Origin of the sequence: Psychrobacillus sp. BL-248-WT-3, assembly GCF_012843435.1 — a bacterium.
Taxonomy (GTDB): domain Bacteria; phylum Bacillota; class Bacilli; order Bacillales_A; family Planococcaceae; genus Psychrobacillus.
Genome location: NZ_JABAFC010000031.1, coordinates 1 through 18,682 on the forward strand (window position 1 = coordinate 1; position 18,682 = coordinate 18,682).

Here is an 18,682-nt window from a genome sequence, read left to right on the forward strand (position 1 = left end):
TCGGGGTCAAATGGAAAAAAGCTGCGGTGGCTGAGGACCTGCCTCCTCGCTTTTTCCCATTTGCCTGTCGGGGCAGGGATAGGCGCCTATGCTTTTCTGATTGTCTAGCTCCGGCGCCTAGCCCCTCGGGGTCAAATGGAAAAAAGCTGCGGTGGCTGAGGACCTGCCTCCTCGCTTTTTCCCATTTGCCTGTCGGGGCAGGATAGGCGCCTATGCTTTTCTGATTGACTTCTATTTTTTTACATGATAAAATTATCTCGAATTAAAGATATTTAAATTAGAGATAAAACAGGAGGTTTACCATATATGAATCATTTAAAGGGATTACACCATGTAACGGCAATTACGAGCAGTGCAGAAGAAAACTATCGATTTTTCACATACGTATTAGGAATGCGATTAGTAAAGAAAACGGTGAATCAAGACGATATTCAAACGTATCATTTGTTTTTTGCAGATGATGTTGGTGGAGCAGGGACAGACATGACATTTTTTGATTTTCCGGGAATTCCAAAAGGTACACATGGAACGGATGAAATATTCAAAACGTCCTTTCGCGTTCCGACGGATGATTCCCTCCATTACTGGGTTAAACGATTTGATCGCTTGAACGTTAAACACAGTGGTATACAGGAGCAGTTCGGAGTGAAGGTTCTCTCTTTTGTTGACTTTGACGACCAGCAATATCAATTAATTTCTGATGAGTATAATACAGGAGTGGAATCAGGAACACCTTGGAAAAAAGGGCCTATCCCTTTAGAGCATGCCATTACTGGACTAGGACCGATCCACATTCGAATTGCACAGTTTGACTATATGAAAGAAGTTTTAGAAAAGGTATTACTGTTTAAAGAGATTGCCCAGGATGGAGATTTTCACTTGTTTGAGGTTGGAGAAGGTGGAAACGGAGCACAGGTGATTGTAGAAAAGAATGTTGTTCTTCCACCTGGTCGTCAAGGCTTTGGAACAGTGCATCATGCGGCATTCCGCGTAGAAGACAGAGCGGTTTTAGATGAGTGGACAGAGCGAATGGAAAGCTTTGGATTCAATACATCGGGATTCGTAGATCGCTTTTTCTTCCAATCCCTATATGCGAGAGTGGCGAATGGAATATTATTTGAGTTTGCGACTGACGGTCCTGGATTCATGGGTGACGAGCCCTATGAAACCTTAGGAGAAAAGCTTTCCTTGCCACCATTTTTAGAGTCGAAACGTGCTCAAATCGAAGGCTTAGTGAGACCTATAGATACAGTAAGAAGCACGATTGAGTTTGTAAAGGAATAAAGTAAGAGCCCTCCATAACGGAGGGCTCTACTTTTTTATATGAGTTCCTTAAATTTTAAGCGTTTATTTAAGGCAAGCATTAATGGAATACCTACTGCCATAACTACAAATTCACCTAAAGCGACTGTATACCAAGTGTAATAAAAAGGATTAGCAATATCGAAATCAAAATATAGTTCAATATTGAATGCAAGATGCAGCTCGATTGCGATGATAAACATAGTAAATGTAAATAAAATGGTGTTTAAAATCATATGCCATAGCTTATTTTTTACAAATTTTCCTATGATTATACTAATAGATAAAGTGATGATGGAATGACCTACACCAAAGGTTAAATCGTAAAGCCCCAAAGTGGAAAACAGGTTGGTAATAAATACTCCAATCACAATACCAAAGAAATACTTTTTGTTAAATACTATTAGGTGATTAAACATCTCGGATATCCGAAACTGAAAAGCACCGAATGCAAAGGGTGCCACTAGCATAGATACAGCCACATATAAAGCTGCAATAATCCCGCTCGTAGCCATCGTTTTTATGTTCATATTCATTTCTCCTTAGTTTTTTACCGTGGGAGGTTCTCGAACCACGTTAATTTATCGAACAATCCATAATAATAGGCTAATAGAGGTAGGATGTCAAGAAGTTCCAACATAAAGGTAATTTAAAGATTAGCATGGGAAATAAAAAAAACCATGAATAGGCTGGGACCACTCATGGTTTAAGTTGTCTTTTATAATGATTTGTCACGAAGGAAATTTTGAACTATATGCCTTTCTTCTTCATATGTTTTAAGTGTGTAGCCTTCCTCTTGGAGCCATTCAATAATAAGAGGGAGTGCCTTAGTAGTTTGGCTTCTATCATGAAGGAGTATAATAATGTCTTTGTCACCCGATTTGTACGCTTTCTCTGTTTCCAACTGAACGTTTTTAACAATTTCTTTATACTGCTTATCAGTGTATCTCCAGTCGTTAGAGTCCACATCCCAATCCCAAAGCTTATAGTCTTGTTTAATAAGTTTGTCCTGCATGGCTGTTGTTACATGTGGCTTGCTTCCGTAAGGTACACGAATCAGCCTTGGATTGTGCCCCGTCATCTGCTCGATCAGGCTAACCCCGCTATTAATTTCTTGTATAAAGGCTTCTGCGTTTTTGTAAACCTTAGTCTTGTCATGCGTCATGCTATGAGTCCCAATATAATGCCCATTTTTTGCTACAGCTTTCACAATGGATTCATGTTCCTTCATATGCTTTCCTAAAAAAAAGAATGTGCCACTAACCTCGTATTGCTTAAGGGTTTGAAGGTTAATAGTTGTAAACTTATTTGGCCCATCATCAAAGGTTAAGTAAACGTTAGCTTTCTTTGGTGAGGGTGGGACGGGAGGACGGCTATCTTCTATTTTCTTATTTAATAATCTGTTAATATGTTTTTCTACAACTGTATGATCCACAGATGAATTGCTTTCAGTAGCGAGACTAACCGATGGAAATGGTAGAATAAAAACTAGTAATGTCAGACTGAAGGATAATAGAAGCTTTATCATATTGGAATCACCTATTTTCTTTCTACGAGTTTTATATGACTGCAATATTTAAATATATTCAACTCAAACAACATATAGAATAAAAAATGATTATTTTAAAAGGGGTCTTCACATGGAAATGCTGAAAACGTTCGACCATAGAGGAAATGTTACGGGAGTGGCTACTCGTGAGGAAATACATAGGTTAGGACTTTGGCATGAAACCTTTCATTGCTGGATTGTCTGTAGAGAAGAAGGAGTGGATTACATCTATCTCCAGCTAAGGAGTGATAAGAAAAAAGATTACCCAAGCTTATTGGATATTACGGCAGCTGGTCATCTGTTATCAATAGAATCAGTAGAAGACGGGGTAAGAGAGGTAGAAGAGGAACTAGGGATCGAAGTGGCTTTTAGGGAGCTGGAGTCCTTAGGGGTAATAGGCTACACGATTATCTCAGAGGAGTTAATCGATAAGGAGTTTGCTCATAACTTTGTTTATAAAGCTACTCCTACATGGGATGCATTTACATTACAAACAGAAGAGGTAGCGGGAATTGTTAGAACTGAGTTTTCTTCTTTTATGGGGTTATGGAAAGGTAACGTAGAATCTATTAAGATAGAAGGAATATTGATCAACGAGCAAGGAGTAAGGTGTAGTATAGAAAAAAATGTAGGTAAGGGCAACTTTGTGCCTCATCCATTAGATTATTTTGAAAAAGTTCTAGAGAGAATAGAGGAAAAGCTAAGGGTTACTGAATGAATTTAGGGAATCCATAATAAATAAATTTGATTGTTCACAATGGTAGAAGTAACCGAAAAAAGAATGTTACACTTAAACTCACACGGTATTTTAGTTTAAGAAAAAGTTTTAAAATAATTGGAATGTTTAACTGGCGAGGTGATATAAAATGAAAGGCTACCTATATGGGATATATGCTTTAATAATAGCGATAGTCTCAATATTTACAGGGGAAATAGTGACATTTATTATGCTTGGATTTATTTTAATTAGCCTCCAAAATATTCATTCTACCTTAAAGAAAATACTAGAAGTTAATCAGAAGAAAATTGGATAAAGGGTGCGTTAGTCAAAAATAATATTAAAGTAAAATGAGCCAGGAGAAAATATCCTAGCTCATTTTTTATGTGTATTTAAAATCAACTTTTACCTTTAACATAGACATAAAAAAGACTACAAACACGTTCAAATCTCTTTGAGTGTCTGTAGTCAACGCTATTCAATGCTTTTTAAATCCTATTCCAATATTTTAACCGTTACATTTTTGCGTCCCCATTTGTAAGCCTCGTTCTTAGTAGGGAAAAATACATCAATTTTGTTGCCTTTAATTGCTCCTCCCGTATCGCCTGCGATTGCATAACCGTAGCCTTCTACGTGTACTTTTGTCCCAATTGGAATAATACTTGGGTCAACAGCTATTACTTTTACATCTGGATTTTTCTTTAGATTAATACCAGAGCTAGTGATACCAGAGCAGCCATTACAGTTTGCAGTAAATGCACTTGCTGAAACGGTAATTTCTTTTGTTACTTTGTCGTTAGATCTAGATGGTGTTTTAGATTTTTCTTTTTTTGCTGGAGCAGCAATAGTTAGTTTTTGATTAGGCTTAATCTTATCTGTAGTTAATTTATTCCATGTTTTTAAGTTGTTAACGGAAACTTTGTACGTTTTAGAAATCGTATATAAAGTTTCTCCTTTTTTTACTGAGTGAGTCGTGGTTGCGGCAAAAGCAACATTTACTCCGCTGACCAATAGTACAATCGTTATGATAAGTGTTCCTAAGATTCTCTTCAAATACACTATCCCCCTGCTATTTAGTCTAAACATATAGTAGCAGTTAAATGTTACAGGTTGATTACAATGAATTTCCATTATCGTTACAATTGACAGTATTTTCTGTTAAATTTCGTGGTTAGATGAAACTTATTAGGTTATAAGTCTATTTTTTACTAATTTATATATAGTATGTTGTGGCTATGAGAGTTCTATAAGACCTGTAAAGACGGTAGTCGCAGGACCTGTCATATAAACTGTGTCCTCTGTATAGCGAATGATGAGCTCTCCACCAAGGAGCTTTACAATCACATCGGTATTCTTCTCGCAGTAACCATTTAATACGGAGGCAACCACTGCAGCACAAGCTCCGGTTCCACAAGCCAATGTTTCACCGCTTCCTCGTTCCCAAACACGCATTTTAAGTGAATTCCTATTTTCAATTTCAATGAATTCCGTATTTACACCGGCTGGAAACATAGGATGATGCTCGAATTTAGGCCCAATAGTGGGAAGATCTAATGAAAGTACGTCATTAGTAAATATTACTCCATGTGGATTACCCATAGATACTGGGGTAATAGCATAGGTCTCATTATCGATAGTAAGAGGGAACACAAACCCTTCAGATTGGTTACCGCGTAGATCCACAGGGATTTCAGCAGGGTCCAATATTGCTTGCCCCATATCCACAGTGGCAGAATGCATCACACCATTTTCTATATGCAATTCAATTATTTTAACCCCGCTTAGTGTTTCTATTTTTAAAATCTCTTTTGGGACAATGTCGTTGTCATATATATATTTAGCTACACAGCGAATGGCATTACCGCACATTTTTCCTTCACTTCCATCTATATTAAACATTCGCATTTTAGCATCAGCCACTTCAGAAGGACAGATTAAAACAATACCGTCTCCACCAATACCGAAATGACGGTCGGATACTTTCTTGCTTAACAATTCAGGATTTTCTATTTCATTCTCAAAGCAATTGATATAAATATAATCGTTTCCACAGCCATGCATTTTCGTAAAAGGTATCATCATTTTTATAACCTTCTTCCATTTGGCAATTTGTTTTATTATAGAATTAGGGAGAAAGGTGGTCAATAAATATTCTAAATAGTGTCAACATATTTTTATAATGCTTTTCTTTACAAATAAAAACCCAATGCATCATAGCTATTGGGCTTAGGTAGTTATTTATGGGTTTTTAATATTAAATGTGTCTCCGCCTTTAATAGTTCCGTTTTCAAAGCCTTTATAAAACCATTGCTTCCGTTGTTCCGACGTACCGTGAGTAAAGCTTTCCGGTACCACATAGCCTCGGGCTTTCTTCTGAATAGTGTCGTCTCCAACAGCACTTGCAGCTGTTAGTGCTTCCTCTAAGTCACCTTCCTCCAATAAGTCCATTCCTTGCGCATGCTTTGCCCAAACTCCAGAATAATAATCAGCTTGTAGCTCAAAGCGAACAGAATATTGATTGTATTCCTCTTCGCTTAACTGTTGTCTTAGGGAAGCTAACTCGTTGCTTTTTCCTAATAGGGTTTGTACATGATGACCAACCTCATGAGCTATGACGTATGCCATAGCAAAATCCCCTGGAGCCTCGAACTGTGTTTGGAGCTCCTTATAAAAACTCAAGTCTATGTAAAGCTTTTGATCTCCTGGACAGTAAAACGGTCCTACAGAAGCACCAGCTGTACCACATGCAGAATTTATACTATTTGTGTATAAAACAAGTGTTGGTTCCTCATATGTAAGTCCATTTTCTTGAAAAATTTTCGTCCACACCTTTTCTGTGTCTGCTAAAACGACTGAAACAAATTCGACGAGTTCTTGTTCCTCTGCCGTTTCCTCATAAGGGACAGAGCTAGTAGTTGCTTCATTTCCATTTAAACTTCCTAAGAGCTCCTCGGGATTTCCTCCGAGCAGCGTAACTAGAAGTATAATGATTAAACCAAAGCCGCCACCAATGCCAGCTATTGCTTTACCGCCACTCATACCGCGACGATCTTCTACATTCGAACTACGTGCACGACCTTTATATTTCATGCTCCACACCACCTATTTCATGTCTTCTATCTTCTTATACCCATTTAGCAAAAAGAATAGGCATCCAAATGATGGGGTTTGAATTATAATAAAGGAAGGGGGGGATAGGATCATGTTAACAAAACCTAAAATGCTTCAACGTGGAGATAAAGTCGCAACAATTAGTTTGTCGTGGGGCGGAGCAGGTGAGCCTGAATTAAGGTGGAGATATGAGCAAGGGGTGGAAAGATTAAAAAATGTATTTGGTTTAGAGGTAGTAGCTATGCCAAATAGCTTAAAGGGAGCAGCTTATTTATATGAAAACCCTCAGGCTCGAGCTGAGGATTTGATGAATGCCTTTAAGGATCCTTCTATTAAGGGGATAGTATCCAATATCGGAGGTAGTGAGAGCATACGATTACTCCCTTACATAGACTTTGATGTAATCCGCGAGAATCCTAAAGTTTTTATAGGGTTTTCAGATGCTACTATTACGCATTTATTTTGCCATAAGGCTGGTATTTCTTCCTTTTATGGCCCAGCTATTCTAACTGACTTTGCAGAGAATGTGCAGATGCATGAGTATACCGTGGAGTCGATTAAAAAAACACTTTTCTCTAATGAAGTGATTGGTGAAATTAAACCGTCACCAGTCTGGACTAGTCAAAGATTAGAATGGGTTATTGAAAATAAGCACATCAGCCGAGAAATGAATGAAGATAATAAAGGATATGAATTGCTACAGGGAAAAGGCATTGCACAAGGAAGACTAATTGGTGGATGTATTGAAGTGTTGGAGTTTGCGAAAGGTACCTCACTTTGGCCAGATAAAGCATATTTTAAGGATTCCATATTGTTTTTCGAAACGTCAGAGGATCTTCCTATTCCAGCTAACATTGAATATTGGCTAAGAAATTACGGAACCCAAGGAATACTACAAGAGGTAAACGGTATTATTTTTGCAAAGCCTCAGCACGAAAAGTATTATGAAGAATACAAAGAATCCATTGCTACCATTTTACATGAGCTTGGATTAAATGAATTGCCAGTTTTATATAATTTAAACTTTGGTCATACAGAGCCTAAGTTTGTCATTCCATATGGGGCAATGGCAGAGATTAATTGTGAGGAAGTTAAGTTTTCGATTATAGATAGTGGAGTTGAGTGATAGATGTCTTCTTATGTAGTAGTAGGCGGTGGAATCTTAGGTGCTTCTACCGCTTTTCATCTCGCAAAGTTTGGTGTGAAAGTAACTTTGGTGGATCGCCAGGACAAGGGGCAAGCTTCCGCTGCAGCAGCGGGTATAATATGTCCCTGGATTTCCCAAAGGAGAAATAAGAAATGGTATGAGCTTGTAAAAAATGGTGCCAAATACTATAAGCAACTAGTAGCAGAGCTAGAGGAATTAGGGGAAAATGCTACCGGGTATAAGCAGGTAGGTGCGATTGCTTTACAGAATGATGAAAAGAAGCTGCGAAAGATGTTAGAGAGAGCGTTGGAAAAAAGAATGGATGCTCCAGAAATAGGAGAGCTAAAAATCCTTTCTCCCGAAGAAACGAAAGAAAAGTTTCCTATTATTTCAGGTGAATGGCATGCTCTTTTCGTAGAAGGGGGAGCAAGGGTAGATGGCAAGGCTATGAGGGATGCTCTGATCAATGGAGCTAAAAAGCTAGGCGCAGAGATAGTGTATGGAGAAGCTGTCTGGAAGAACAATGAATTATGGATCGATGGAGTACGGACAGATGCAGAGGCTGTTATATTAACGGCTGGTGCTTGGGGGAATGAGATTCCATCCACGTTAGGCTTAGATCTAAACGTGACCTTTCAGAAGGCTCAAATAATGCATTTTCAATTGGAGAATGATATGTCTACGGGGGAATGGCCAGTAGTCCTACCTCCAACTAATCAATATATGCTATCTTTTGAAAATGGGAAAGTGGTTGCCGGATCTACCTATGAAGAAAATACTGGGTATGATTCTCAAGTGACTGAGGAAGGGAAAAAAGAACTGCTTGATAATGCAATAAGTATTGCAAAAAGCCTAAAAGATGAGAAAATAAAGGAAGTAAGAGTAGGCTTTCGTCCGTATACTCCAGATTTTCTACCTGTGTTTGGTAAGCTGGAGGGACAGAACGGTTTTTATTTTGCGAACGGTCTTGGGGCATCTGGTTTAACGGCTGGGCCATTTGTTGGTTCAGAGCTAGCCAAGCTAGTGTTAGGAAGAGAAACGATACTAGATTTAGAAAAATATACACCCAATTAAAAGGGCGTGGGGGAAGAAAAATGAGTTACATACAAACAGAAGAAGTTAATGATATGACCGTGGTAGAGGCGCTAGAAAAAAACTTGGCGATTATTCGTTTTGATATGAACCGTCGTGTGGCGTATGTTAATGAAAATTTTGCAAAAGAACTTAACTATACTGTAAGTGAAGTAAAAGGCATGCATCACAGAGAATTCTGTTTTCCAGATTTTGTGAACAGCCCGGCATACGAAAAGCTTTGGAAGGATCTGTTTGCGGGTAAGTCATTTTTCGATAAGGTAGAAAGAAAAGATAAACATGGCAATAGTGTGTTTTTAGAAGCTTCTTATATGCCTATTTTTGGGGGGAACGGCAAGGTGCTTGGGGTTACCAAAGTCGCTACTAACGTAACGGGACGTCATCAAATTCTAATGGGTGTTACAGAAGAATTAAATCATATGTCTGAAGAATTGAGTAATCGTGCCGAAGTGGGGATTAAAAGAAGCGAAGACCTTCTAGAAAGAATAGATGAAATTGCTGCTGGTTCTAGAGAAAATACAAATACATTAGAAAGCCTTCAAAAACAGGCAGATTCAGTTAAAGGGATTGTTCAAACTATCAGAGAGATTGCAGCACAAACGAACTTACTAGCATTAAATGCTGCTATTGAGGCAGCACGAGCTGGAGAGCACGGCCGTGGATTCAACGTTGTCGCTCAAGAAGTGCGTAAGCTGGCTGGTAGAGTCGAGGCTTCAATCGTAGAAGTAAGAGAGAATATTGAAGGAATAGCTAAACAAGTTGATAAGGTAACTGCGAGCAATAGTCACTCGCAGACGGTTATCGAAAAAAGCCAAGAGGAAATAAGAACTGCACTAGAAGAGTTTAAGGATATTTCAACTGCTTCTGAAAAACTGGAGCATCAGACTAAAGAATTTAGCAAGCTTATCTAATTTTGTTTAGAAGAAACGGAATTTCATCCAAATTGTCTATCGTGTAGTCGGCATTAGCGTCAGGCCAATACATGTCTCTTTTCCATATCGTATGAAGTCCAACATTTTTGGCGGCAGTTATGTCATTTATAGGATGATCGCCTATATAGACAGCTTCTTCAGCGTTAACATTAAGCTGTCTAAGAGCCTTTTCAAAGATCCGAGGGTCTGGTTTTTTCATGTCCTCCCACTCTGAGATTAATATAGTTTTAAAATAGGGTCTGATTCCTAAAGAAACAATGTTGTCCATTTGAAACTGTCCTTTTCCGTTGCTGATCATTCCAAGCGACAGGGACAGTTTTTTTAATTGAGCCAGCATGGATAATAGATTTGAAAATGGTACACAATACGAATGGAAGTTGGTTATGTAATGATTTAATAATTCCATTTCTGTTATATCCTTTATGTTAAATTCTTGTATTAGGGTTTTATAAACAAAATCCTTCCACTTATAGCCTCGATCATCTAACTCTATAAAACGACTACAGAATTTTTCCTTTGGAATATGACCTAAATGAGTGTGGAGCATATTATATTGCCAGCTAATAAATTTCTTTAAAGATTCCTCTCTGTTTAACAAAGTCCCATCTAAATCAAAAAGCACTGCTCTTATCAAACGACATCACTCCTTATGGTTTAATGATTATATAAAAACATGTTACACTATTAAGTGTTATAGGAGGTGCCATTTTGAGTGAATATACTATCATTTATATCGAAGTTAAGAGAGAAATCGATTTCTATTTTCAGATGCAGCATATAGAGTCTAGCTTTACTCTGCAGATGGACGGAATGGCAATTGTCTCGGCTCAACATCAATTTAAGTTTCAAAATGTTCATGATATATCCTATAAGCCCTTTTCGTATGGAGCAGGAATACTATATCTGCATACCAATCAAGGTGTCTTTTCCTACAACATTAAAGAAAATCCTGCTTATTTTATAGAGGCCTTCAAAACATTAAAATCATCTTATAAATAATCCAAACTAGTAAAGAGCATGGGTCAAAACCCACCTCAAAATTTGAACTGCTTTATTTTTATGCCTACTTCGGAGCAGTTGTTCTCCGCTACGGCGGACGCTTTCCTGGGGGCACGGGTCGAGCCTGTAGTCTCTCCCACGCGCTTGTCCCCTAGGAGTCGCCGCCTTCACTCCGAACAACTAATATTTCCTTTTATATTAAGATAATTCTATAGAGGTTCTGAATTTCTGACTGTATTATTTTCAATCATACAGTTGGTTTTCAACCTACTATAATACCCCTATGCTAAACTTGGGACAGGGGGTGTAATACATGGATGAACAATTATTAAATGAAGATATGAAAAAGATGCAGCCTTATTTGTTAAAGTGGCATAAAGAGTATTCTGTAATGCTGCTTACTTCTAAGTTTAAAACCTTACAATATGAAATAGCAATGGAGGGCCTGGCACCAGTGAAAGAAATGTTATGTCAAGGCTATCTCTATTCCATTTCTGAAGCATTTCGTGAGCTTGTGAAGACCCACTACTATGCTCAAGCTGCTTATAAAATTGAAGCCGAACTAAGAGGGAAAGGTGACATTGGCTGGAGCAACTATTGGAAATTCGAAGTGAAGAATTATTATTTTCGAACTGTCATTCCAAGAATTATCTCTCTCTTAGATTATGTGGCTGTTATGATTAATGAGCTCGCTCAACGAGAATTGGTTTCAAATGTAAGGCGTGTTGATTACAGAACAATTATGCTTGCTTTAGAGTCTCGTGTTGAGAAGGCGGGATGGCTGTCACATGAGGAAATTAATGAAGTAGCAGGTATTTTGTCCATTGCTTATGCTGATACCATCCACGAAGATATAAGATTATTAAAAGATTATAGGGATATAGCAACCCATAGATACTTTGTGGGTATAGATGAGCTAACTGTCTCGTTTCAACGAAGAGAATTATCAAAGAATGAGCATCAAATGTATGGAACACAGCAAACCTATAGTTATGGAATGCATGGCCGGCCAGAGTACTCTTTTAACGAGTTGAACATCACTGCCGAGAAGTTGCTGAATAATTTGGATGTGATGCTATCCAGGTTGATGCAAATGGATATAATGCAGGGGTCTGTAAAGCCAAGAGAAGAATAGTTTCCCTATCATATAAATTTATTTTCAAGGACATCGCTTATGGTGTTCCTTTTTTTATGATAAAGATTAGAAGAAGAACCAAAGAAAGCATAGACACCTGTAATAATAATGATTATGAACAGAATTTTAAGAATGATTGAACTTTTACACTCATTATTGTAAAAGAATTTTACCGTGCTATAATGAGAACAATCAAATTTCGTATACTCGTATAATAGCAGGGATATGGCCTGCAAGTTTCTACCGACTTACCGTAAAGAAGTCGACTATGAGTGGCATGGTTAAATGATTGGGACACTTTGTGTACCATTTATTTTATTATTCGATTTATAACTCGAATGCCATTGCTCCACTCTTAGGGTGGGGCTTTGTCATTCGAGTTTTTTTGTATCCAAATATGAGGAAAGAAGGAATCCAAGTGAAGTTATTAAAGGATAAAATTGTAGAAGTAGGCAAGGTTTTATCAAAGGACGTTTTAAAGGTGGATGCTTTTTTAAATCATCAAATTGATCCTGTTGTGATTAAGGCTATTGGTGAAGAAATAGCCAATCGTTATAAGGAAGCGGGAATAACAAAAATCTTGACGATTGAGTCTTCTGGGATTGCACCTTCTATGTTTGCGGGCCTTGAACTTGGGGTTCCTGTTGTATTTGCGAGGAAAAGCAAATCTGTAACTCTGTCTGAAAACTTATTGACGTCACAGGTACATTCCTTTACAAAAAATATTACTAGCGATATTTCTGTCTCAAAAGATTTCCTGCAAGAAGGAGAAACTGTATTAATCATCGATGACTTCCTAGCAAATGGACAAGCTGTCCTTGGATTACTTGAAATTATCGAGCAAGCAGGAGCTACTACTGCTGGTGTAGGTATTGTTATTGAAAAAGGTTTCCAGCCTGGTGGGAAATTGATTCGCGAAAAAGGTATTCGCGTAGAATCACTAGCCATTATTCAATCCTTGGAAGATGGCAAAGTAGAATTTTTAGAAGGTGCACCTACATATGAATAATATATTTAAAAACACCACACTTGGCTTACAGCACGTATTAGCAATGTATGCAGGAGCAGTTATTGTACCTCTTATAGTAGGAGGGGCTCTTGGGCTCAGCTCAGAGGAGTTAACCTATTTAGTTGCAATCGATATTTTAATGTCCGGAGTTGCAACTATTTTACAGGTAATGAGCAATAGATTTTTTGGGATTGGTTTACCAGTAGTTTTAGGATGTACATTTACAGCAGTGGGACCAATGATTGCAATCGGTGGGGATTATGGAATATCTGCTATTTACGGAGCAATTATTGTTTCTGGTATTATTGTTATTTTGATCAGTGGTTTTTTTGGTAAGTTAGTTCGATTTTTCCCACCAGTAGTAACCGGCTCAGTTGTTACTATTATTGGAATTACTCTAATTCCTGTTGCTATTAATAACATGGGTGGAGGACAAGGTGCAGAAGATTTCGGTTCTATTCAAAACGTATTATTGTCATTTGGTACGCTAATTTTTATCGTTTTACTATACAGATTTTCCACAGGATTCGTTAAAGCTATTTCTATATTAATAGGTATTATTGGTGGAACGGTTGCTGCTTATTTTATGGGTATTTTAGATTTTACCGCTGTGAAAGAAGCAGACGTTTTTCATATGATTCAGCCTTTGTATTTTGGAATGCCTACATTTGAATGGTCTCCTATTCTTACGATGACTCTAGTAGCTATCGTTTCGTTAGTAGAATCAACAGGGGTATATTTTGCACTTGGGGATATGCTTGGGAAAAAAATAGAGAAGAAAGATTTAACAAAAGGTTACCGAGCTGAAGGGATTGCAGTGGTATTAGGTGGATTCTTTAACTCATTCCCATATACTACATTTTCACAAAATGTAGGACTCATGCAGATTTCTGGGGTTAAAACACGCAAGGTTATTTATATTGCGGGAGGTATGCTAATATTTCTAGGGTTTATCCCAAAGATATCTTCACTTACTACAATCATTCCAGAGGCTGTCCTAGGCGGGGCGATGATTGCAATGTTTGGGATGATAATCTCACAAGGAATTAAAATGCTAAGCACCATTATTTCCGATTCGAATTCACCTGATAACGCTATGATCATCGCGTGCTCCATTGGTATAGGTCTAGGTGTGACGGTTGTTCCTGACTTATTCATATCCTTACCAGAGAGTGTCCGAATCTTAACAAGTAATGGTATTGTAGCGGGAAGCTTCACGGCAATCGTATTGAATATATTGTTCAATATGCTACCTACTAGAAAGAAAAAACAGTAGATTCAGAATAATAAATGCTTATAAACTGATAGTGTTGTATGATAAAGGTAACTACAATTATTGGAGGAATGTTTATGTTAGTAACTACAACGCCTACCATTGAGGGAAAGACAATTGAAACATATCACGGCATCGTGTCTGGAGAAGCTATTATGGGAGCAAATGTTGTACGAGATCTTTTTGCCTCAGTAACAGATATAGTAGGAGGAAGAAGCTCTGCTTATGAAAATAAGCTATCTCAAGGCCGAGAAATAGCTATAGAGGATATGAAGACTCTTGCTAGTAAGCTTGGAGCTAATGCTGTAATTGGTGTAGATTTAGACTTTGAAACAATCCGTGAGGGCATGATGATGTGTGTAGCTACAGGTACTGCAGTTACATATAGGGACTGATTAGTTAAAGTCAAAAGTCGTAAACCCAGCCTAGGGTTTACGACTTTTTTTGAGAGTTCTTTTTTTATACTATAGTACTATTTAAATAACTATTACGTAAGTCGAAATAATATATGGATTTGCAAGAATAATACTAGGTGAGGTCAACATCATGAGAATTAGAGATTGGAATCGTAGTTTACAGGTTCGTTTGTTTGGTGAATTTTTTAGTAATTTAAGCTTTTGGATGGTCTTTCCGTTTTTAGCTATCTATTTTGCAGATGAATTCGGGGCTAGTATGGCAGGGGTATTGCTGGTCTTATCCCAAGTGTTTTCTGTTGGAGCAAATTTAATCGGGGGTTATTGTGCGGATCGATTCGGTAGAAGGACGATGTTATTTTTCTCTGCAACCGCAGAAGGTTTTGCTTTTATTTTATTTGCCTTTGCTAATTCTCCTTGGTATGATTCACCAATGCTTAGCTTTGTCGCATTTACGATAGCGGGTATGTGCGGATCATTTTATCACCCTGCAAGTCAGGCAATTGTTGCTGATGTTGTGCCAGAAAAGGATAGAAGTACGGTATTTTCTGTATTTTATACATCTATTAATATTTCGGTTGTCATTGGACCTATAGTGGGAGCTGTTTTATTCTTTAACCATCGTTTCTTATTGCTTCTAATATCAGGCGTTATCTTCTGTCTAGTAGGATTAGCACTACGTTTCCTAACAGAGGAAACATTACCAGATGAGGTAAAGCAGCAATTAAAAGAAAGTGGTGGAAACGGTTGGGTTCAAGTAGTTATTAATCAAATAAAAGCATATGGACTAATTGTTAAGGACAAAGTATTTTTCCTATTTATCATTGCGGGAATCTTGCTAGCCCAGACATATATGCAGTTGGATATGCTAATTCCTGTCTATATGAAGGAAGCAATTGATGTTCAAGTTCTTGGCAACCTATTTGGTCGTGAATGGGCGGTAACTGGAGCAGGCTCCTTCGGTATACTTTTATCTGAAAACGGCTTATTAGTAGTTATTTTCACCGTGTTTGTCACTCGTTGGATGACGAAGTATCCGGAGCACAAAGTATTCTTCTTGTCGTCGCTCTTATATGCGATTGCCATGCTCATCTTCCCTATGACGGCTAACTTCTGGGTATTCGTGTTTGCTATGGCTGTATTTACTTTAGGAGAACTAGCAACAGTAGGATTGCAGGAAAGCTTTGTATCTAAGCTAGCACCAGAGGATATGCGTGGACAGTACTTTGCGGCCGCTAGCTTAAGATATACTATAGGGAGAACGATAGCACCGCTTGTTCTGCCGCTTGTCACATGGGTTGGCTTCACGTGGACGTTTGTTCTACTTGCTGTTTTGGCATTACTCAGCGGATTTATCTATCTACTAACGTTTAAGGAATACTACAAAAGACAAAATAGTCTAGCGAAAAGTAGCGAATTATAAAAACAGCCCCGACGTATTAGAGATACATCGGGGTAACTTTATATTCTCCAATAAATTGGACAAGGGCTGATCTCCATTGGAGACCAGCCCTTGATTTGTATGAGGTAAAACATAATCTTTGAATTTTTAAATTTCATCCCGAATGTTCGGTGAATAATTTCCATGAAAGGTTTAAGCTTTCAATGCCGCGGTAAATTGTTCCACTGGTTGTCTTCTAACCTAAGCAACGTAAACCCTACCTTCTTTTACGTCCTTGCGACCCTATAATCGCTCCAGTGTGAATAAGTATGTTCAAAAACACGTTTGTAGAATGCCAAATTTCTTTTTTATGTTCTACCTAAATTGTTAACAACCTATAATATATCATATTTTTTATTGAAGGTCAATAGATTTATGATAAACTATTCTAAACAATGACAAGGCTGGTGGGAAAATGGAAGTATGGGATACGTTTAATCATTACAGAGAGAAAACAGGAAAAACTCATATCCGTGGAGAAGAAATGGAAGAGGGGGTCTTTCATGAAGTTGTCCATGTTTGGATCATGAATGATGAAGGACAGCTTTTAATACAAAAACGTCAGGCTTGGAAAACAGGCTGGCCAAATATGTGGGATTGTGCCGCTGCAGGATCTGTATTAACTGGAGAGACCTCAGAAATGGCTGCGGTCCGTGAAACAAAGGAAGAGCTGGGAATTGATATAAATATGGAGCAAGCAGAGGTTTTATTCACAGTTAAATTCTTACGAGGCTTCGATGATAATTATTTAATAAAACAAAATGTAGAGAAAGAGGATTTAAAGCTTCAATATGAAGAAGTGGCAGATGCTAAATGGGCAACGATTCAGGAAATAAAAGAAATGGTGAAGCTTGGAGAGTTTATTGCTTATCATATATTAGACAATGTATTTGACATAATAGCATCAAAAATTAGCTTAAGAAAAGCAACAATAGAAGATGCGCAAGTGCTATATGAAATTCAAAAACAAGTATTCCTGCCACTTTATAAAAAATATGAGGATCATCAAACTACTCCTGTATTACAAACCTTTGAACGATTTCAAGAACGCTTGCATCAAGGTATCTTTTATAAAATTATAGTAGAGGATGAATTAGCAGGTAGTGTACATGTGTACAAAAAATCATCGCAAACAATGCGTTTGCATATGATCAATATATTAGAAAGCTTTCAAGGAAAGGGTTTGGCTCAACAGGTAATGACACGGCTAGAAATGATCTATCCTGAAGTGACTAGCTGGGAGCTCGATACCATTCTCCAAGAAGAAAAAAACTGCTATTTATATGAAAAAATGGGCTATGTACGTACAGGAGAACAGAAAAAGATTAACGATAACATGACTATAATTTCTTATGAAAAACATTCAGGACTTAGCCAATTACAACCTTTATAGGAGGAATACCGATGCCAGAAATCGATCATCAAGTATACATTAAGGAAAGTATTGTTAGAGTATTTGATACACTAACAACGGCAGAAGGATGGAACGCTTGGTTTACTGATCAAACATCAATACATCAAGAGTCAGATGGAACTGGTGAGATACGTTTGAAATGGACTGGCTTAGGTAAGGACAAAAAGGATTTAGTGGATGGCGGTAAGATATTGGAGACCATTCCGAATAAATCCTTCATTTTTCAATGGACTCCAGGAGAAAGTGTTACAACAATTGAATTTAAATTAGAACCTTATCGAGATGGGACACTTGTTGTATTTAAGGAAACAGGCTATTCCAATTCAGACAACGATATAAAGGCCTGCCTAAACTGTGCAGTTGGCTGGGGAGAAACTTTAACACTCCTAAAGGTGTACTTGGAGGAGGGTCTAGTATACAAAGAGGAAAGTAAAGAAATCCAGCAATGCTAATAAGTCGCTAGAAAGAGAGAGCGACTTGTGGATTGTAGTAATCTACGGGTTGATTGTCGTAAAGTAAGGCTGGATTGTAGTAAATTATGGTGTCATTGTCGTAAATTTTTCTAGAACGAAAGAGTTGCTGAGTGATTGTAGTAATCTATTGGTTGATTGTCGTAAAGTAAAGATGGATTGTAGTAAATTATGGGGTCATTGTCGTAAATTTTTCTAGAACGAGGAAAATCTGTATCAGAAACACTGGCAATTAAATAAAATTTTTTAATAGTGACTGTAAACATTATAATAAGAAACTTTCAAATGGCTATTAAGAACATAAATAGATGATGAAATTGGGGTTGGTGACAGTTTTTAGCTTTGTTTATGCGAGTAAATTTATTAGCGCTTTATGATGCCAAAGCTGTTCCCATTTATTGATTGGAGCACCAGACGGCGACTCCTACGGGATGAGTGAGACAGATAAGACATCACAACCACGCGCGTAAGCGATGGGTGATGGCTTATCGCTCACCCCGAGGAAAGCGTCCGGCTGGGGCGGAAATCAATTCTACTCTCTGATTTAAGATTTCTTTGCATCATAAATCAACCCTACCCTTTAACATAGCCATATTTTATTCCCCTGTAACTTGTTTTTTCTCTAAATCTATATTTGTATATTGGATACGATTCTTAATGGAGCAAAGTTAATGTTT

At 37.7% G+C, this 18,682-nt stretch carries 19 protein-coding genes and 2 riboswitches; of the genes, 13 read left to right on the forward strand and 6 right to left on the reverse strand.

Features of this window, described 5'->3' with window-relative positions; genetic code table 11:
• Positions 1-306: 306 nt before the first annotated feature.
• On the forward strand, positions 307-1,284 hold the full coding sequence (locus tag HF876_RS14175) for a ring-cleaving dioxygenase (RefSeq protein WP_169360703.1): 978 nt from the start codon (positions 307-309) through the stop codon (positions 1,282-1,284).
• Positions 1,285-1,319: 35 nt separating this feature from the next.
• Here HF876_RS14175 and HF876_RS14180 read toward each other — a convergent pair whose 3' ends face one another.
• Both HF876_RS14180 and HF876_RS14185 read right to left on the reverse strand, forming a co-directional pair.
• Positions 1,320-1,832, reverse strand: coding sequence for a QueT transporter family protein (locus tag HF876_RS14180; RefSeq protein WP_169360704.1), 513 nt, complete (start codon positions 1,830-1,832; stop codon positions 1,320-1,322).
• Positions 1,833-1,838: 6 nt separating this feature from the next.
• A riboswitch (PreQ1 riboswitch) is annotated at positions 1,839-1,883 on the reverse strand.
• A 137-nt stretch (positions 1,884-2,020) separates the two neighbouring features.
• Positions 2,021-2,830: a polysaccharide deacetylase family protein gene (locus HF876_RS14185; RefSeq protein WP_169360705.1), complete on the reverse strand. Its 810-nt coding sequence runs from the start codon at positions 2,828-2,830 to the stop codon at positions 2,021-2,023.
• A gap of 112 nt (positions 2,831-2,942) precedes the next feature.
• Here HF876_RS14185 and HF876_RS14190 point away from each other — a divergent pair, with 112 nt between their 5' ends.
• On the forward strand, positions 2,943-3,569 hold the full coding sequence (locus HF876_RS14190) for an NUDIX hydrolase (protein WP_169360706.1): 627 nt from the start codon (positions 2,943-2,945) through the stop codon (positions 3,567-3,569).
• Between the two features lie 495 nt (positions 3,570-4,064).
• Here HF876_RS14190 and HF876_RS14195 read toward each other — a convergent pair whose 3' ends face one another.
• From HF876_RS14195 to ypfJ, 3 genes are all read right to left on the reverse strand, one after another.
• Positions 4,065-4,622, reverse strand: a complete 558-nt coding sequence (locus tag HF876_RS14195; protein ID WP_240949775.1) for a 3D domain-containing protein — start codon at positions 4,620-4,622, stop codon at positions 4,065-4,067.
• Between the two features lie 180 nt (positions 4,623-4,802).
• Positions 4,803-5,651 carry a diaminopimelate epimerase gene (gene dapF / locus HF876_RS14200; protein ID WP_205964116.1) on the reverse strand — a complete coding sequence of 283 codons (849 nt, stop codon included), beginning with the start codon at positions 5,649-5,651 and terminating at the stop codon, positions 4,803-4,805.
• Positions 5,652-5,807: 156 nt separating this feature from the next.
• Positions 5,808-6,659 (reverse strand): KPN_02809 family neutral zinc metallopeptidase, encoded by an 852-nt coding sequence (ypfJ, locus tag HF876_RS14205; protein WP_169360707.1) that lies wholly within the window; start codon positions 6,657-6,659, stop codon positions 5,808-5,810.
• A gap of 112 nt (positions 6,660-6,771) precedes the next feature.
• Between ypfJ and HF876_RS14210 the strand changes: the two genes are divergently transcribed.
• Genes HF876_RS14210 through HF876_RS14220 form a run of 3 tightly spaced genes read left to right on the forward strand, consistent with a single transcriptional unit; the run spans position 6,772 to position 9,830 of the window.
• Positions 6,772-7,806 (forward strand): S66 family peptidase, encoded by a 1,035-nt coding sequence (locus HF876_RS14210; protein ID WP_169360708.1) that lies wholly within the window; start codon positions 6,772-6,774, stop codon positions 7,804-7,806.
• Between the two features lie 3 nt (positions 7,807-7,809).
• The gene (locus HF876_RS14215; RefSeq protein WP_169360709.1) at positions 7,810-8,901 is read left to right on the forward strand and encodes an NAD(P)/FAD-dependent oxidoreductase; all 1,092 of its coding nucleotides are present in this window, start codon (positions 7,810-7,812) and stop codon (positions 8,899-8,901) included.
• A 20-nt stretch (positions 8,902-8,921) separates the two neighbouring features.
• Positions 8,922-9,830, forward strand: coding sequence for a methyl-accepting chemotaxis protein (locus tag HF876_RS14220; RefSeq protein WP_169360710.1), 909 nt, complete (start codon positions 8,922-8,924; stop codon positions 9,828-9,830).
• On the opposite strand, the gene HF876_RS14225 is transcribed toward HF876_RS14220, so the two are convergent.
• Positions 9,823-10,485, reverse strand: coding sequence for an HAD family hydrolase (locus HF876_RS14225; RefSeq protein WP_169360711.1), 663 nt, complete (start codon positions 10,483-10,485; stop codon positions 9,823-9,825). The genes HF876_RS14220 and HF876_RS14225 overlap by 8 nt on opposite strands.
• 74 nt (positions 10,486-10,559) lie before the next feature.
• Between HF876_RS14225 and HF876_RS14230 the strand changes: the two genes are divergently transcribed.
• The 8 genes from HF876_RS14230 (at position 10,560) to HF876_RS14265 (ending at position 17,987) form a co-directional block, all read left to right on the forward strand.
• Entirely contained in the window at positions 10,560-10,850 is a 291-nt protein-coding gene (locus HF876_RS14230) for a hypothetical protein (protein ID WP_169360712.1), read from the forward strand.
• Between the two features lie 313 nt (positions 10,851-11,163).
• Complete coding sequence (locus HF876_RS14235; protein WP_169360713.1) at positions 11,164-11,985, forward strand: hypothetical protein; 822 nt, start codon at positions 11,164-11,166, stop codon at positions 11,983-11,985.
• Between the two features lie 187 nt (positions 11,986-12,172).
• A riboswitch (purine riboswitch) is annotated at positions 12,173-12,274 on the forward strand.
• 129 nt (positions 12,275-12,403) lie between these two features.
• Complete coding sequence (locus HF876_RS14240) at positions 12,404-12,994, forward strand: xanthine phosphoribosyltransferase (protein WP_169360714.1); 591 nt, start codon at positions 12,404-12,406, stop codon at positions 12,992-12,994.
• Positions 12,987-14,270 (forward strand): nucleobase:cation symporter-2 family protein, encoded by a 1,284-nt coding sequence (locus tag HF876_RS14245; protein WP_169360715.1) that lies wholly within the window; start codon positions 12,987-12,989, stop codon positions 14,268-14,270. The genes HF876_RS14240 and HF876_RS14245 overlap by 8 nt, the downstream gene beginning before the upstream one ends.
• A gap of 74 nt (positions 14,271-14,344) precedes the next feature.
• The gene (locus tag HF876_RS14250; RefSeq protein WP_169360716.1) at positions 14,345-14,662 is read left to right on the forward strand and encodes a YbjQ family protein; all 318 of its coding nucleotides are present in this window, start codon (positions 14,345-14,347) and stop codon (positions 14,660-14,662) included.
• A gap of 151 nt (positions 14,663-14,813) precedes the next feature.
• Positions 14,814-16,103 (forward strand): MDR family MFS transporter, encoded by a 1,290-nt coding sequence (locus tag HF876_RS14255; RefSeq protein ID WP_169360717.1) that lies wholly within the window; start codon positions 14,814-14,816, stop codon positions 16,101-16,103.
• A gap of 433 nt (positions 16,104-16,536) precedes the next feature.
• Entirely contained in the window at positions 16,537-17,514 is a 978-nt protein-coding gene (locus HF876_RS19385) for a GNAT family N-acetyltransferase (protein ID WP_240949776.1), read from the forward strand.
• Between the two features lie 11 nt (positions 17,515-17,525).
• A complete protein-coding gene (locus tag HF876_RS14265; RefSeq protein WP_169360718.1) occupies positions 17,526-17,987 on the forward strand; it encodes an SRPBCC family protein in 462 nt (153 codons plus the stop codon).
• The last annotated feature ends 695 nt before the right edge of the window (positions 17,988-18,682 follow it).